This window comes from Krasilnikovia sp. MM14-A1004, assembly GCF_047159485.1.
Taxonomy (GTDB): Bacteria; Actinomycetota; Actinomycetes; order Mycobacteriales; family Micromonosporaceae; genus Actinoplanes.
The window spans coordinates 6,945,481-6,960,503 of sequence record NZ_AP038773.1; the positions used below are offsets into that span (position 1 = coordinate 6,945,481).

A 15,023-nucleotide genomic window follows, 5' to 3' on the forward strand; every position below is an offset into this window, starting at 1 on the left:
GTGCGACCGTGGCGTGACCAGGAAGCGCCCGTTCGACCTGTTCCAGCAGGTCAACCCGCTGGGAGGTCTGGTCTTGAAAACCGGTATGGGGAAACTCATCGTGGGTTCGAATCCCACGCCCTCCGCACTCACCGAACACGGCAAAGGCCCCGCCGGCCTGCGATGAACGCAGACCTCCGGGGCCTTCGTCATGGATTGCCTGCAGTCTCTCGCGCCGGTCGAACGCCGGCGAAGCGACCGCTCCGTCAGTCGTTGACCAGATCGTGCTCGACCTTGAACGTCACCGTCGCGTAGTCCTCGCTGTTCCGCTCGCCGGTCACCGCGGTCAGCGACTGGGTCACCTCGCCGTTGGGCGGCACGTCGATGTCGATTGCCTTCTTGGCGTCGACATCGTGGCTGTTGCAGCTGACCCCTTCCAGCAGCCACAGCGACGCGTGCACCCGTGCCCACCCGACCTTTTTGGGGTCGCCGGTGATGAGCTTCGCGTGGACCTCGAAGTTGGCCGTTACCTCGCGGCCCTGGCACGGCGTCCAGTGGATGAAGCCGTCGGTGGGCAGTCGCAGTGTCTGGCGTGCCAGCTTGTGGTTGCCGATGTCGTCGTGACGCCACTCGTCGTCTTTGATGTGCGCGGTCCCGGAGACATGGACCTCGTGGTGTGTCGTGGCGGCGAACGCCGGGGCGGCAGCACCGCCAGCGAACACGACAGCGCACGACACCATGGTGGCGGCTGCGGTGAGTAGACGTCGTCGCATGGGGGGAGTTCCTTTCATCCACGCCCTGGATCTGAGGGGCACCATCCATGATCCACTAGGCAGGGGACCTGCCACTGCCTCAAGGGGCGGACGACGGGGCTGAGGTACCCCGCCGGTTCGAGCCACTGTGAGCGGAGCCTTCCGGCGACGGACGGGTGAACGGCGAAGGCCCCGCCGAGTCTGCATGGGATGCAGGCTCGCGGGGCCTTCGTCGTTCTGTTTGCCGTGTTGTCGTTTCCGGCCGTCAGGCGGCGCGGTTGAGCAGGATCTTGCCGTCCTGCTGGGCGCAGGTGCCCCAGCCGTTCGAGGTCGACACCTTCAGCACGTACGCGCGCTTGGCGTCCAGACCGGTGAAGACCTTGCCGAGCTTCGCGGTCGTCCAGCCGGCCTGGGGGCTGGTGACCGTGGTGAGCACCTTGTTGTCGGCAAGACGGACCAGCTGCATCGTCACGGTGACCGTGATGGTGGGCTTCTTCAGGTCGTCGGCCTTGGCGCCGCCGCCCGACCCGACCAGGTAACCCTTCCACTGCGGCGCGGTCATCTCGAAGGTCGCCCGGGTCCGGTCGGCGCCCCAGAACGCCCGGGCCTTCGTGACGATCGTCGGCGCGAGGGACTTCTCGGTCACCATCACCTGGGCGCCCTGGCCCAGCGCGTCCTCGGCGCGCACCGTGATCTTGTATACCGAGCACTTGTTCGGCGTCGACACCGTGACGTGGTACTGGCCGCTCGCGGTGGCCGCCTGGCTGGCCGGCACCAGGTAGGAGGCGACCGTGGTGGCCCCGTCGAGGACCTTGACCCGGTAGCGGGTGGCGAAGGCCGCCGGCTTCCAGAACACCTCGGTCTGGGCGGCGTTGGTCGCCGAGCGCAGCTGCTGCACGCCCATCGGCGCGCCCGGCACCTCGGCGGACGCGGCCGCCGAGGCCGCCTGCGGCGCGGCCAGGAGTGCGCCGGCCAGGGCCACACCCGCGGTGGCGATCAGGCGCGACAGCTTCATGATTTGGTTCCCTTCAGCATCCCCGTTTGCTTGACACGGGAAACGATGCCGGGACCACATCAACCCGACCTCAAGTAGCTCTCTGTGTTCGCCAGAGTTCGGGGATCCAGCGCAGCAAGCGCGACTGTACGGACTCGGAGCGTTACTTTCCGAGTTGAGGGCTCACCACGGGAGAGCGTTCCCTCACTGTTAGTGAGGGAACGCCGACCCGGCGTCTCAGCGCTTCCAGGTACGGGTGCTGAGCGACCGAACGTTGCCGACCTTGTCCCGCGCCCGCAGCTGCACCTTGATCTTCTTGCCGTACTTGGCGGTGTTGACGACGAACTTGTAGGCCGCCCTGGTGTCCCACTGGGCGAGCTTGCCGTTGATCCACAGCTCCACCCGCAGGACGCCGCTGCCCTTGTCGCTGGCGCTGGCCTTGACGGTGACCTTGCCCTTGACCCTCTTGTTGTTCGCCGGCCCGGACGTCCATTTCAGGGCCGGCGCCAGGTTGTCGGCCACCACGTTGCGGTTGTCGGTGGTCACGTTCCCGGCCCGGTCGAAGACCTTCCACTGCAGCTTGACCGTGCCGTTGCGGCTGCCGCTGTTGAACTTCACCGCGAACGGCGCGCTGTAGTCGCTGCCCACGAACTTGCCGTCGGCGTACAGCGAGGCGTGGTCCAGGCCGGAGCCGCCCGCGTTGTCGGAGACGCCGGTCGCGGAGACGGTGAGAGTGCCCCGGAACTTGGTCATGTTCGCCGGGGTGGTACCGCCCACGGTGGGCCGGGTGTGGTCGACCGGCAGCAGGACGGCCTTGTCCGCGCGGATCTCGCCGTACTTGACCCAGTTGCCGGTCAGGGGCTGTGCCGTGGCGGTCAGCGCGTGCTCCACCGACCACGGGTTGGCCGCCGGGTCGTGCGACTTCACGAGCGCGGCGACGCCGGAGACGAGCGGCGTCGAGGCCGAGGTGCCGCAGAACGTGTCGTACTCCTCGGCCGGGTCCTGCGCGAGCGGGTTCTGCGCGAGCGTGCAGAACGGCGCGGCCACGTCGACCCAGCTCGCGCCGTAGTTGGAGCCGACGTTGCCGACCCCCGGGACGTTGACCACGAAGCGGTTTCCCGACGCGTCGGTGCCACCGACCCCGATCACCCCGGCGTTGCCCGCCGGGTAGTTGATCTGCGGCAGGGCGTCGTTACCCGCCGCGGCGATCACCACGGCGCCCTTGCTCCGGGCGTAGTCGGTCGCCATCTGCAGCAGCCTGCTGGCGCCGCCAGGGCCACCCAGCGACAGGTTGATCACCTTGGCGCCGTGGTCCGCGGCGTACACGATGCCGTCGGCGACGTCGTCGTCGAAGCCCAGGCCCGTACTGTCCAGCACCTTGACCGGCAGGATCCGGCACTGCCAGCAGATGCCGGCCATCCCGGCACCGTTGTTGCCGCGCGCCGCGATGACGGAGGCGACCTCGCTGCCGTGGCCCTCGTCGTCGGCCGGGTCGGCGTCGTCGTTCACGAAGTCCCAGCCCGGCAGCGTCGCGCCGACCAGGTCGTCGGCCACAGTGACGCCGGTGTCCACGACCGCGACCACGGTGCTCGCGGCACCCGTCGTGGTGTCCCACGCAGCGGGTACGTGGATCTGCCCGAGCTGGCTCTGCTCGGCGAAATGCGTGTCGTCCGGAGTCACGTCGAGCTTGGATACCTGGCGGTTCACCTCGACGAACGCCACGTTGGCGTCCGCCCGGAGCTTGGCGCTCACCCGGGCGACATCGCCGGCCGGCACGGTCAGCGTGCGGGCCCGCAGCTTCGCCGCCAGCCGCTGGGTGCCCTTGAAACGGAGCCCGGCAGCCGTGGAGAGGCGGTGCGTCACGCCGTCCAGGCCGTCGCCGGAGCGGAACCCGACGACCAGCCGGACCCCGCCCGGCTCGGCATGCGCCGCGGGCGCCGCCGCGCCGATTCCCACGACCAGCGCCGAAACCAGCAGCGCAGTTCCCGCCCGATGATTCCGCATCGTCGCCCTTTTCCGCGTACGCACGGCGCGATGAGCCGTGCCGACCTGGAGCGCCGCCAGGCCGACGGTGCGCGGGCACTCTATCGGGAATCGGCGATCAATCCGATCGGCGGAGACGAAAGCGAGATCTGTCCACGTCGGACCGGCGAAATCCTCACCACATGTGGAAGAAGCGACTACACGGCGGCAACCGCGGTGACCGGGCGGTGACCGGCCGGTTGCGCCGCGCGTTCCCGGAAGACATGCCGCAAAAGCGAGTCCACCCGCCAGACGTGGTCGGGATCGGCCATTCGGATACGGAAGCGTTCCCGTACGCCGTCGACAGCGGTGGCCGCGAGGTCGACCGCGTGCCGGCGCAGGTCGATGTTCCAGGTGACGTTGTCGAGGTGGCGCAGATTCGCGTTCAGGTGCAGGCGCAGTCGGCGCAGCACCAGGGTCTCCTGCGTGACCACCAGCCGACGGTACGTGAGGAGCAGCAGGAAATCGCCGGACATGGCGTGCTCGGGACGCAGGCACCGGGAGACCAGCACCGTGGCGTCGTCGGACTCGACGCATCGGCGGAAGATCGGCATGTGCCGGCTCACGGTGGGGATGGTGACGCCCGCCTCGGCGGCGGCGGGGAGGAACGTTCTGGAAAACACGTCCATGTGGCGTTTAACGGCGCCCTCGGGGCAAAGCTGCGGCCGATTCCCGATGAATACCGAATTACAGAATCTCGACGATAGTGGCGTTGGCCATTCCGCCGCCCTCGCACATCGTCTGCAGGCCGTACCGGATCTCGGACTGTCGCATGTGGTGCAGCATCGTCGTCATGATCCGGGCGCCGGACGCGCCGAGCGGATGCCCGAGGGCGATCGCCCCGCCGCGCGGGTTGAGCCGGGACGCATCCGCGCCGGTCTCCGCCAGCCACGCCAGCGGCACCGGCGCGAACGCCTCGTTCACCTCGTACACCCCGATGTCGGACAGGGTGAGGCCCGATCGCGCCAGGGCCTTCGCGGTGGCCGGGATGGGGGCGGTCAGCATGATGACCGGGTCGTCGGCCGCCACCACGGCGGTGTGGATGCGGGCCAGCGGCCGCAGGCCGTGGGCCGCCGCCCAGCGCGACGTCGTCACCGCCAGCGCCGCCGCGCCGTCGGAGATCTGCGAGGCGGACCCGGCGGTCACCACCCCGTCGGCGCGGAACGGGGTCTTCAGGGCCGCCAGCTTCGCCAGCGTCGTGTCCCGGCGGATGCCCTCGTCGCGGGCCACCTCGCCGACCGGCACGATCTCGACGTCGAACTGCCCGGCGTCCTGGGCCTTGGCCGCGGCGGCGTGGCTGGCCAGCGCGTACTCGTCGAGCTGGGTCCGGGAGAAGCCCCACCGCGCGGCCATCATCTCGGCGCCGACGCCCTGGTTGAAGCCGTCCACCCCGTAACGGGCACGGACCGCCGGACCGTACGGGTCGGCGTCCAGCGCGCTGGAGCCCATCGGCACCCGGCTCATCGACTCGACCCCGCCCGCCACGACCAGGTCGGCCTGGCCGCTGAGCACGGTCGCTGCCGCGAAATGCAGCGCCTGCTGGCTGGACCCGCACTGGCGGTCCAGGGTGGTACCGGGCACGGACTCGGGCCAGCCGGCGGCCAGCACCGCGTTGCGGGCCACGTTCCACGACTGCTCGCCAACTTGGGAGACGCAGCCCCAGACCACGTCCTCGACGTCGGCCGGGTCGAAGCCGCCGCGCTCGGCCAGGGCCCGCAGGACGTGGGCCGACAGGTCGACCGGATGGGTCTCCGACAGCCCGCCGTTCCGCCGGCCGACCGGGGTACGCACCGCCCCGACGATCACCGCATCGCGCATACCGCCGACGGTACGCCTGGCTGTCATAGTGGGACCATGCCCCAGCGCTGGCATGTGAAGCCCGTCCTACCGGTCACCAAGCTGCTCGGCGCGATCGCGCTGTGCGTACTCGTGGTGGCGTTCGGCCGCGACGACCCGGTGCGGTGGGTGCTGGTCGGAGCCACGGCGGTGGGCCTGTGCGGCTGGGCGCTGTCCGATCTGATCGCCCCGGTCCGGCTGGCGGCCGACCCGGACGGGATCACCGTGGTCACCGGCTTCGCCCGCCGTCGGCGCCTGGAGTGGGCGGCGATCGAACGGGTCCGGGTGGACCGGCGCCAGCGCCTCGGCCTGCGCAGTGAGCTGCTGGAGGTGGACGCCGGGGAGGCGCTGTACCTGTTCAGCGAGCACCAGTTGGGTGCGCCGCCGGACGAAGTGGCGCAGGCGCTGGCCGCACTGCGTACCGGGGCGACGGGTCAGAGCAGCACGGCGGTGCGGTAGAGGGCCAGGGCCAGCAGCGCCAGTACGACCAGGGAGCAGCCGACGACCTGGATCAGGGTCCTCCGGTTGCGCGGCGCGTACGCGAAGATCACGGCCACGACCGCACCGGTCGCGAGACCGCCGAGGTGGCCCGCGACCGAGACGTCGGCCACCGCGAACGTGAAGACCACGTTGATGACGATCACCGGCAGGATCGGCGCGACGCTCAGGTTCAGCCGTTTGAGGATGACGAAGAAGCCTGCCATGAGGCCGAACACCGCCGTGGAGGCGCCCGCGGTCATCTGGCCGGGCCCGGCGAACGCGTACGCCGCGACGTTGCCGCCCAGCCCCGAGATCAGGTAGAGCGCGGCGAAGCGGCCCGAGCCGAGCAGCCGTTCCAGCTCGCGCCCGAGGATCCACAGCGCGTACATGTTCATCAGCAGGTGCAGCACGCCGTAGTGCAGGAACATCGCGGTGACCAGGCGGTACCACTCCCCGGCCGCGACGCCGTGCACCTCGGCCGCGCCGGGCGGGCCGTACATCGCGTAGCCGAGCACGGCGCCCCACTCGGTCAGCGGGGTGCTGCCGCCGAGCAGGCCACCCATGCCGCCGCCGGCCACGGCACCGGCACCACCGGTCGCGAGTGACAGGACCATGACGGCGGCGTTGATGCCGATCAGGGTCTTCGTGACCACGGCGGACCCGCGGGTGACGGCACCGCCGAAGGCGGTACGGGCCGTCCGCTGACTGCGCCGGCCCTCGGTGACGCAGTCCGGGCACTGGTGGCCGACCGACGCCTCGTTCATGCAGGCGGGGCAGATCGGCCGCTCGCACCGGGTGCACCGGACGTACGTCTCCCGCGACGGGTGGCGGTAGCAGACCGGGACCGTCGTGGGCACGTCACTCATGCCCACAACGGTACCCGGACGGGGTAATCAGCCCTCGACGCGCTCGATCTCCACCCGCTCGATCACGACGTCCTCGCGGGGCCGGTCACCCGGGCCCGTCGCGGTGGTTGCGATCGAGTCGACGACCTTGGCGGACTGGTCGTCGGCCACCTGACCGAAGATCGTGTGCCGCCGGTTCAGGTGCGGGGTCGGCGAGACCGTGATGAAGAACTGCGAGCCGTTGGTGCCCGGCCCCGCGTTCGCCATCGCCAGCAGGTACGGCCGGTCGAAGTGCAGCTCGGGGTGGAACTCGTCCCCGAACTGGTAGCCGGGTCCGCCCCGGCCGGTGCCGGTCGGGTCACCCATCTGAATCATGAAGTTGGCGATGACCCGGTGCGAGATCGTGCCGTCGTAGTACGGCCCGCTGCCCTTCTGGCCGGTACGCGGGTCGGTGTATTCCTTCGTCCCCTCCGCGAGCTCCACGAAGTTGCGCACGGTCGCCGGCGCGTGATCCGGGAACAGCTGCAACCGGATCGGGCCGTGGTTGGTGTGCAGAGTGGCGTAAAGCATCTGGGCCACGGGTACTCCCCTTTGTAGGACAGTTCGTTTCGTAATTCGGATCCTGCCCCATGTGTCAGATCCGGATGCGCGGGGGTACCTGGGAAGGCAACATGGCCTAGAGATAACCCTCAGGAGGTGGGCACTGGTGTTCGCAACGATGCGCCGCAAGCGCCGCAACGCGACGATGAAGCACGAACTCGGCCAGGGCGTCGAGCACTTCAAGCGCGCGGCGACCATTGCCGCGCAGGAGACCAGCGCGACCATGGGGCCGAAGCTCTCCGCCGCCAAGGACCGGATGCAGCCCGCCGCGTCCAGGGCACGCGACACCGCCACGACCAGCTGGGAGAGCACCGTGGCGACCCTGACGCCGCTGGTCGCAGCCGCGGGCGAGACCATCCGGCAGGCTGGCAAGGACACCTCGAAGGCGTCCCGCAAGGGCAAGCGTGACATGCGCAAGCGCGCCGCACGGATGACCCACAAGCCCAAGAAGCGCCGGTCGAGACTGGTCGGGCTCGCGATGGCGGGCGTCGCCGTGGGAGCGGGCGCCGCCTACCTGGCCCGCCGGCGTAAGGCCGCGCAATGGGACGAATACGACCCGGATCGTACGATCGGCGCCACGGTGGAGTCGATCGGCGGGGCGGACGACGCCGCCTTCGAGCCCATCGACCCCATGGCCGGCACGATGACCCCGGACAAGACGCCGACGACCAGCAGCAAGGCCGACACGGCGAATCAGAACGGCACGTCCCCGCAGGGCCCGGAGGTGGCCCGGACCGGCAAGCACAAGTCCTAGATCCGGGGTTTCCCGGCTAGTTGCCCTGGACGTCACCCGATCCGGCCCGCCGGGCCCGGGTGACGTCCAGTGCTGGTCCCTGCGGCAGCAGCGCCACCAGCTGGGCCGGTACGGATTGGGGCGTCACCCCGCCGTAGCCGAGTTTCGCCAGCACCTCACGGTTCGCGACCGGGTACCGGCGCCCGGTGTCGGTCACGATGCTCACCGTCCCGGAACCGGCGGGTGCGGTCGGCGAGGCGAGGGACAGCACCACCGCGCCCCGGCCGCGGGCCACGTGCACCCGGTCGGCCTGCACGCCGCCCGGCACGGCCGCGGCACCGTTGGCGGGGGTGCCCTCGGGCACGGTCGGGTCGATCCGCAGGCCCGCTCCGTCCGCACCGACCGGAAGGGTCACGCAGGCGCTGCGGGGCGGGTCGGCCACGGCGGGCAGCGTGGACGGCAGTCCGTTCGCGTCGCCCGCGTCGATGAGCGAGGTCGATGACGGCGGCAGGTTGATGAACGCGGGCCCGTCCAGGGTCGTCTGCTTCGTGCCCTCGACGGTCAGCAGCAGCCGGGCCTGCACCTCGGTGATCGGGGCCGCGCCGTTGTCCAGCGCCACCTTCCACTGCTTGCCGTCGGTGAACAACTGGCCGATCTCGGCGTCCGGCACGCCGGAGCGATCGCCCCGGTCGTCGATCGACAGGGGCCGCATGTCGGGCCCGAGGGGGATCGAGTTGACCCACGCCGCGGCCACCGGCCACGGGCGCCGGTCGCTCCAGTTGAATGCGGTGAAGATCGCTCCGGACCGGTCGCGGGGAATGAGGAAGCGCCGGTTACCGGCCACCAGGAAGATCCGGTCGTCGGGGTCGCGCACCAGCAGGGCCTGCGCGGGACGGCCGTCGCCGGGCGCCGTGGCGATCGTGCCGTCGGTCAGCCGGTCGCCGACCAGCAGCGTGCTGCGGGGGCCCTGGTCGGCGGCCGCACCGTCGGGCACCTGCGTGCAGATCGACCACGGCTGCCCGATCAGGTCGCCGGAGTCGGGCAGTGAGTCCGGAGCGTCCGGGATGCCGAGCGGGGCGCCCAGCGGCACCGCCGCCAGCCGCTCGCGGGTGGTGGTCTTCAGTTCGGGCGCCGGCGCGTTCGCGATGAGCAGGCCGGATGCGTAGTTCAGCACCGGATGCAGCTGGTCGTCGGCCTTGACGTAGACGTACCGGGCTCCGGAGCCCTTCTCCAGGAAGACGACCGCCTCGTTGCGCGGATCCTCGTTGCTGCGCCCGGTGACGAGGCCGTAGACCGCGGCCGCGCCCACCGCGACGGCGGCGATCACGAGACTCACCAGGGCGGTCGTGCCGGCCCGGCGCAGCGGCGAACGGTGCGGGTCAGGGTCGTGCGTGACCAGCGCGGCAACGACCCGTTGCAGCGAGTACTGGTACGAGTGCAGCTGATCCTGACGCGACGGCACCCGGCCACTCTAGGGGTGGCGGCCGTCCCGTGGGGGGCGCCCCTTACAGCCAGCCGTTGCGGCGGAACGCCCGGTACAGCAACACCGAGATGATCAACATGATGGAGACCGCGACCGGGTAGCCGTACAGCCACTGGGTCTCGGGCATGTGTACGAAGTTCATGCCGTACACCCCGGCGATGGCGGTCCATACGGTCGCGATACCGGCCCAGGCGGCGATCTTGCGCATGTCGTTGTTCTGGTCGACCGTCACCTGGGCGAGCCGGGCCTGCAGGATCGAGTTCAGCAGGTCGTCGTACGACGTGACCTGCTCGACCGTACGGGTCAGGTGGTCGTGCACGTCCCGGAAATAGCGGCGGATCTCCTTGGGCACCACCCGGCTCTGCGGGGCGGTGATCGTGGCCAGCGGCCGCTGCAACGGCACGACCGCCCGGCGGAACTCCACCAGCTCCCGCTTCATCTGGTAGATCTGCTGGATCGGGCTGCCGGTGCCGCGCGCGAACACCCGCTCCTCCAGGATGTCCAGGTCCGCCTCGACCTGGTCGGCGACCTCCAGGTAGAGGTCGACCACCCGGTCGGTGACCGCGTACGCGACCGCCCAGGGCCCGTGCTGCATCAGCCCCGCACGCTCGGCCTCCAGGCCGGCCCGGACGGAGACCAGTTCGGAGGCGTCGCCGTGGCGCACCGTGATCACGAACTGCTCCCCCACGAAGACCATCATCTGGCCGGTCTCGACGATCTGGGAGGTCTCGGTCAGCTCGCTGTGCGGCACGTAGCGCGCCGTGCGCAGCACCAGGATGTGTACGTCGCCGAACTGCTCCAACTTCGGGCGCTGCTCCGCCTGCACCGCGTCCTCGACGGCCAGCTCGTGCAGGCCGTACGTGCGGGCGATCGCGGACATCTCGGAGTCGGACGGCTGGTGCAGGCCGAGCCAGACGAACGCGTCGTCGCGGGAGCGTGCCAGCCGCAGTGCCGCGCTCGGGGTGAACTCGCCGGGCTCGCGCTTGCCGTCGACGTACACGCCGCAGTCGACCACCGCGCTGCCGTCCAGGCACTGCTCGGCGGTGGCGTCCGGGGAGTCGGTGCTGCCGAGGATCCGGTTCATCGCCCGCACCGGGGCGGCCCAGGCCCGCGACAGCGACCGGTTGTTGCCGGTCTGCCTGACCCGGCGCACGCTGCCCTCGCTCATGACGCCTCCCCCTACACGCGTGACGGCCCGCCTGAGGCTACGCCAGCCCGGTGACGGGAGCCGCTCGCGCCGGTGACCCCGGGGCCGCGTGCACAGGACGGGCGGCCCCGGGGACTCCGGTGGTGGTGGGTCAGCCGCGGACTTCGGCGATCGCCGCGGCCAGGCGGCGCACACCCTCGTCGATCTGGTCCACCGTCACCGCGGAGTACGCCAGGCGGACGGAGTTCTTGCCGCCGTCGAGCAGGAAGTCGCTGCCCTTGACGATCGCCACGCCCTTCGCGGTGGCCACCGGGAACAGCTTGTCCACGTCGACGTCGGCGGGCAGATCCACCCAGAGGAAGTAGCCACCGTCCGGCTCGGTGAAGGTGGCGCCGGGGATGTGCGTACGGATCGACTCGCCCAGCACCCGGGCCCGCTCCCCCAGCGCCGCGCTGACGGTGGCGATGGAGCGCTGGATGTCACCCGACACGCAGAACTGGTGCACGATCGCCTCGGACACCATGCCGGGCGAGATGTACAGGTTGGTGGCCTTCTTGGCGATAGCGCCGATCACCTCGGTCGGGCCGACCAGGTAGCCGACCCGCACGCCCGGGCACACCGTCTTGGTGAAGCTGCAGGCGTGCACGACGACGCCGTGGGTGTCCAGCGACAGCATCGACGGCAGCGCCTCGCCGCGGAACCGGATGTCCGCGTACGGGTCGTCCTCGAAGATCGTGAAGCCGTACTCGACGGCCAGCTCCAGCAGCGCGTGCCGCTTCGCCAGCGACAGCGTGACCCCGGCGGGGTTCTGGTAGTTCGGGATGATGTGGGCCAGCTTGGGGCGTACCCCGGACTCCAGCAGGCGCCGCAGCTCGTCGACGTCGATGCCGTCCGGCTCGATCGTCACCTGGTGCACCTTGGCGCCCAGGTTCTGCAGGTTCAGCAGCGTCCGGTCGTAGGTCGGCTTCTCCACGACGACCTCGTCGCCGGAGGTGACCAGGTGGTTGAAGAGGAACGCGTCCGCCTGCAGCGAACCGTTCGTGACGATCACCTGCTCCGGGGCGACGCCGTGCTTGTCCGCGATCCACTTTCGCAGCGGCAGGTAGCCGACCGACGTGCCGTACGCGGTCACGCCGGCCGGATCGGCCTCGAACGCGCGAACGGCGGCGGCCTTGAGACCTTCGACGTCGACGATGTCCAGAGAGGGGGCGCCACGGGCAAAGGAGATCAACTGCTCAGCGGTCATACCGCTCAGCTTACGAGGCGGCACAACGCAGATTTCCCCTGCCCGGACCGGTTTTCGCCGCACCCGCCGGACCTGTCGCCACCGATGACGACGGCCGATCTTTCTGCGGAGAACGGACCTGGATACGGGAGCTTTTCCCGGCGGGCGAAGGCGTCGACCACCCCACCGGTGCCGAGGTCGGCAGACCCGGGGCCCCGTCCGGCGATCGGGGCGGGTCTCGGTGAGAATCAGGGGAAGACGGGCGGAATGGTCAGGCAATTCGCGGACGACGGATTCGCGGTGCTGGCTACGCTCGGTAGCTGTCGCGCGGCTATCCTCGTCGTTCGACACCCCTGCTGTGGAAGGAACCCCATGATCGGTCTGGTACTCGCCGCCGGCGCCGGGCGCAGGCTGCGCCCGTACACCGACACGCTGCCGAAGGCGCTCGTCCCCGTGGACGGGGAGACCACGATCATGGACATCTCGCTGCGCAACCTCGCCGCCGCGGGCCTGACCGACATCACGGTCGTGGTCGGCTACTGCGCGGGCGCGGTCGAGGCGCGCAAGGACGCCTTCGAGCAGAAGTACGGCGTGAAGCTCACCCTCGTGCACAACGACAAGGCAGAGGAGTGGAACAACGCGTACTCGCTCTGGCTGGCCCGCGACCAGTTCGCCCAGGGCGCGCTGCTGGTCAACGGCGACACCGTGCATCCGGTCAGCGTCGAGCAGACCCTCCTCGCCAATCGGGGACCGGGAATCCTGCTTGCGGTGGACAGCGTCAAGAAGCTGGCCGACGAGGAGATGAAGACCGTCTTCAATGCGTACGGCCAGCTGGTGAAGATCACGAAGCTGATGGACCCGGCCGAGGCGTTCGGCGAGTACATCGGCGCCACGATCATCGAGGCCGAGGCCGCCGCGGGCCTGGCCGATGCGCTCAAGGCCACCTGGGAGCGCAACCCCGACCTCTACTACGAGGACGGCTACCAGGAGTACGCCAACCGCGGCGGCGAGGTGCGCGCGGCCACCATCGGCGAGGTCGAGTGGGTAGAGGTCGACAACCACGACGACCTGGCCAAGGCGCGGGAGATCGCATGCCGCTACTAGCCCGCAGTGTGCAGACCCCCCTGCACATTCACGTACGCCGCGGCGCCGTCGCCGACCTCGGCCAGATCCTGGCCGACGGGCGCATCTCCTCGGGCGGCGACGTGGCGGTGGTGGTCGGCCCCGGCCAGGGCGAGCGCATCGCGGACCTGATCCGCCCCTCGCTGGGCTCCGCGGACGTCTACACCACCACCGGCGGCACCCTCGACTCCGCGCTGGAACTGGCCACCAAACTGCGCTCGCGCCAGTACGACGCGGTCGTCGGCATCGGCGGCGGCAAGACGGTCGACACCGCGAAGTACGCCGCCAGCCGCTGGGGCCTGCCGATGGTCTCCGTGGCCACCAGCCTGGCCAACGACGGCATCGCCTCCCCGGTGGCCAGCCTGATCCACGACGGCATCAAGAACTCGTACGGCGTGCACATCCCGTTCGGCGTCATCGTCGACCTGGACTTCGTCGAGAACGGCCCGGAGCTGGTGAACCGCGCCGGCATCGGCGACGTGATCAGCAACATCAGCGCGCTGGCCGACTGGGAACTCGCCCGCGAGGTCCGCGGCGAACCGGTCGACGGCCTGGCCGCCTCACTCGCCCGGATGGGCGCCGAGGCGGTGCTGGCCATGCCCGGCGACATGGACGACGACGCGTTCGTCACCGTCCTGGCCGAGGCGCTGATCTCCAGCGGGCTGGCCATGGCGGTGTGCGGCAGCAGCCGGCCGTCCAGCGGCGGCTGCCACGAGATCATGCACGCGATCGACTCGCTGTTCCCCGGCACGGCGACCCACGGCGAGCTGGCCGGGCTCGGCGCACTGTTCTGCACCTTCCTGCGGGGTGACGAGCGGCGCTTCGTCCAGATAGCGCAGTGCCTGGCCCGGCACCGGCTGCCCCGTACCGCCGGTGACGTCGGGCTGGACGCCGATCAGTTCGTGCAGGCGGTGGAGTTCGCACCGCGGACCCGGCCGGACCGGTACACGATCCTGGAACACCTGGCGATGTCCCCGGGCGAGATCCGACGGAAGCTGGCCGAATATGACGACGCCCTCGCACAGCACTGAGCCCACGCGGACCCCCCCGGCCGCCGCGCCCACTGCGGCGGACTACTACGCGGTCAACCGGGGCGGCGGGCTGTTCAGCGAGGCGGTCAGCCAGCGGCTGGGCGCGCGCATCGCGGTGGCCGCGCACAAGCGCCGCCTCGCCCCGACCGTGCTCACGGCCGGAAACCTGGGGCTGAGCTGCCTGGTGTCGTTCGTGGTGGTGGCCGGGGCGCACCGGGTCGCCACCGGCGAGGTGTGGACGTGGCCGATCGGCCTGCTGGCGCTGCTCGGCTGGCAGGCCGCGTACGCATTGGACTGTGCGGACGGGCAGCTCGCCCGCGTGACCGGCCAGACCAGCGCGGCCGGGGCGCGGGTCGACGTCCTGTGCGACGTCGCCGCGCAGATCGCGCTGGTCGCGGCGCTCGCCGCGACCGCCGCGGCGCAGGTCCCCGAGACGCCCGCCTGGCTGCTGGCCGCGTTCGCGGGCACCTGGATGGTCAACCTCGTCACCTCTGTCATGCAGACCGGGCCGCAGGCGGCCAGCATGGTGACCAGCACGTCGCTGCCGGTCCGCGTGGTCAAGCTGGTCCGCGACTACGGCGCGGTGATCGCCCTGGCGGGCGTGGTGCTGACCGTGGCGCCACAGTGGACCGTGTGGCTGGTCGCCGCGTTCACCCTGATCAACGGCGCGTTCCTGGCCGCCAGCATCGCGTTCAGCGGCCGGGCCGCCCTGCGCGGCTGACCGCCGACCGCACTCGCCTTCCGGCTGACCGGGCAGCGGCACCGAGTCTGCCG

At 70.6% G+C, this 15,023-nt stretch carries 15 protein-coding genes; 5 read left to right on the forward strand and 10 right to left on the reverse strand.

Features of this window, described 5'->3' with window-relative positions:
• Positions 1–245 precede the first annotated feature (245 nt).
• The 5 genes from ACMCNN_RS30395 to ACMCNN_RS30415 form a co-directional block, all read right to left on the reverse strand.
• Entirely contained in the window at positions 246–752 is a 507-nt protein-coding gene (locus tag ACMCNN_RS30395; protein WP_412743885.1) for a hypothetical protein, read from the reverse strand.
• Positions 753–996: 244 nt separating this feature from the next.
• Positions 997–1,746: a hypothetical protein gene (locus ACMCNN_RS30400; protein ID WP_412743886.1), complete on the reverse strand. Its 750-nt coding sequence runs from the start codon at positions 1,744–1,746 to the stop codon at positions 997–999.
• Positions 1,747–1,962: 216 nt separating this feature from the next.
• Positions 1,963–3,729 (reverse strand): S8 family serine peptidase, encoded by a 1,767-nt coding sequence (locus ACMCNN_RS30405; protein WP_412743887.1) that lies wholly within the window; start codon positions 3,727–3,729, stop codon positions 1,963–1,965.
• Positions 3,730–3,905: 176 nt separating this feature from the next.
• Positions 3,906–4,376, reverse strand: coding sequence for a hypothetical protein (locus tag ACMCNN_RS30410; protein ID WP_412743888.1), 471 nt, complete (start codon positions 4,374–4,376; stop codon positions 3,906–3,908).
• Positions 4,377–4,434: 58 nt separating this feature from the next.
• Positions 4,435–5,565: an acetyl-CoA C-acyltransferase gene (locus tag ACMCNN_RS30415; protein ID WP_412743889.1), complete on the reverse strand. Its 1,131-nt coding sequence runs from the start codon at positions 5,563–5,565 to the stop codon at positions 4,435–4,437.
• A gap of 36 nt (positions 5,566–5,601) precedes the next feature.
• On the opposite strand from ACMCNN_RS30415, the gene ACMCNN_RS30420 reads away from it, so the two are divergent.
• Entirely contained in the window at positions 5,602–6,042 is a 441-nt protein-coding gene (locus ACMCNN_RS30420) for a PH domain-containing protein (RefSeq protein WP_412743890.1), read from the forward strand.
• Here ACMCNN_RS30420 and ACMCNN_RS30425 read toward each other — a convergent pair.
• Positions 6,018–6,929 (reverse strand): rhomboid family intramembrane serine protease, encoded by a 912-nt coding sequence (locus ACMCNN_RS30425; protein ID WP_412743891.1) that lies wholly within the window; start codon positions 6,927–6,929, stop codon positions 6,018–6,020. The genes ACMCNN_RS30420 and ACMCNN_RS30425 overlap by 25 nt on opposite strands.
• 27 nt (positions 6,930–6,956) lie before the next feature.
• Positions 6,957–7,487: a peptidylprolyl isomerase gene (locus ACMCNN_RS30430; RefSeq protein ID WP_412743892.1), complete on the reverse strand. Its 531-nt coding sequence runs from the start codon at positions 7,485–7,487 to the stop codon at positions 6,957–6,959.
• Between the two features lie 127 nt (positions 7,488–7,614).
• Between ACMCNN_RS30430 and ACMCNN_RS30435 the strand changes: the two genes are divergently transcribed.
• The gene (locus ACMCNN_RS30435; RefSeq protein WP_412743893.1) at positions 7,615–8,262 is read left to right on the forward strand and encodes a hypothetical protein; all 648 of its coding nucleotides are present in this window, start codon (positions 7,615–7,617) and stop codon (positions 8,260–8,262) included.
• A gap of 16 nt (positions 8,263–8,278) precedes the next feature.
• Here ACMCNN_RS30435 and eccB read toward each other — a convergent pair whose 3' ends face one another.
• The 3 genes from eccB to ACMCNN_RS30450 form a co-directional block, all read right to left on the reverse strand.
• On the reverse strand, positions 8,279–9,703 hold the full coding sequence (gene eccB, locus ACMCNN_RS30440; RefSeq protein ID WP_412743894.1) for a type VII secretion protein EccB: 1,425 nt from the start codon (positions 9,701–9,703) through the stop codon (positions 8,279–8,281).
• A gap of 43 nt (positions 9,704–9,746) precedes the next feature.
• On the reverse strand, positions 9,747–10,892 hold the full coding sequence (locus ACMCNN_RS30445) for a magnesium and cobalt transport protein CorA (protein WP_412743895.1): 1,146 nt from the start codon (positions 10,890–10,892) through the stop codon (positions 9,747–9,749).
• 130 nt (positions 10,893–11,022) lie between these two features.
• Positions 11,023–12,117: a PLP-dependent aminotransferase family protein gene (locus ACMCNN_RS30450; RefSeq protein ID WP_412743896.1), complete on the reverse strand. Its 1,095-nt coding sequence runs from the start codon at positions 12,115–12,117 to the stop codon at positions 11,023–11,025.
• A 351-nt stretch (positions 12,118–12,468) separates the two neighbouring features.
• Between ACMCNN_RS30450 and ACMCNN_RS30455 the strand changes: the two genes are divergently transcribed.
• Genes ACMCNN_RS30455 through ACMCNN_RS30465 form a run of 3 tightly spaced genes read left to right on the forward strand, consistent with a single transcriptional unit; the run spans position 12,469 to position 14,970 of the window.
• Positions 12,469–13,200, forward strand: coding sequence for a sugar phosphate nucleotidyltransferase (locus ACMCNN_RS30455; protein WP_412743897.1), 732 nt, complete (start codon positions 12,469–12,471; stop codon positions 13,198–13,200).
• Positions 13,188–14,249 carry an iron-containing alcohol dehydrogenase family protein gene (locus tag ACMCNN_RS30460; protein ID WP_412743898.1) on the forward strand — a complete coding sequence of 354 codons (1,062 nt, stop codon included), beginning with the start codon at positions 13,188–13,190 and terminating at the stop codon, positions 14,247–14,249. The genes ACMCNN_RS30455 and ACMCNN_RS30460 overlap by 13 nt, the downstream gene beginning before the upstream one ends.
• Positions 14,224–14,970 carry a CDP-alcohol phosphatidyltransferase family protein gene (locus ACMCNN_RS30465; RefSeq protein ID WP_412743899.1) on the forward strand — a complete coding sequence of 249 codons (747 nt, stop codon included), beginning with the start codon at positions 14,224–14,226 and terminating at the stop codon, positions 14,968–14,970. Before ACMCNN_RS30460 ends, ACMCNN_RS30465 begins: the two co-directional genes overlap by 26 nt.
• Positions 14,971–15,023 lie beyond the last annotated feature (53 nt).

Coding starts and splice junctions, on each gene's coding strand:
- ACMCNN_RS30420 (WP_412743890.1), top strand. CDS start 5,602: ATGCCCCAGCGCTGGCATGTGAAGCCCGTCCTACCGGTCACCAAGCTG.
- ACMCNN_RS30455 (WP_412743897.1), top strand. CDS start 12,469: ATGATCGGTCTGGTACTCGCCGCCGGCGCCGGGCGCAGGCTGCGCCCG.
- ACMCNN_RS30465 (WP_412743899.1), top strand. CDS start 14,224: ATGACGACGCCCTCGCACAGCACTGAGCCCACGCGGACCCCCCCGGCC.
- ACMCNN_RS30415 (WP_412743889.1), bottom strand. CDS start 5,565: ATGCGCGATGCGGTGATCGTCGGGGCGGTGCGTACCCCGGTCGGCCGG.
- ACMCNN_RS30405 (WP_412743887.1), bottom strand. CDS start 3,729: ATGCGGAATCATCGGGCGGGAACTGCGCTGCTGGTTTCGGCGCTGGTC.
- ACMCNN_RS30400 (WP_412743886.1), bottom strand. CDS start 1,746: ATGAAGCTGTCGCGCCTGATCGCCACCGCGGGTGTGGCCCTGGCCGGC.
- ACMCNN_RS30445 (WP_412743895.1), bottom strand. CDS start 10,892: ATGAGCGAGGGCAGCGTGCGCCGGGTCAGGCAGACCGGCAACAACCGG.
- ACMCNN_RS30460 (WP_412743898.1), top strand. CDS start 13,188: ATGCCGCTACTAGCCCGCAGTGTGCAGACCCCCCTGCACATTCACGTA.
- ACMCNN_RS30395 (WP_412743885.1), bottom strand. CDS start 752: ATGCGACGACGTCTACTCACCGCAGCCGCCACCATGGTGTCGTGCGCT.
- ACMCNN_RS30425 (WP_412743891.1), bottom strand. CDS start 6,929: ATGAGTGACGTGCCCACGACGGTCCCGGTCTGCTACCGCCACCCGTCG.
- ACMCNN_RS30410 (WP_412743888.1), bottom strand. CDS start 4,376: ATGGACGTGTTTTCCAGAACGTTCCTCCCCGCCGCCGCCGAGGCGGGC.
- ACMCNN_RS30450 (WP_412743896.1), bottom strand. CDS start 12,117: ATGACCGCTGAGCAGTTGATCTCCTTTGCCCGTGGCGCCCCCTCTCTG.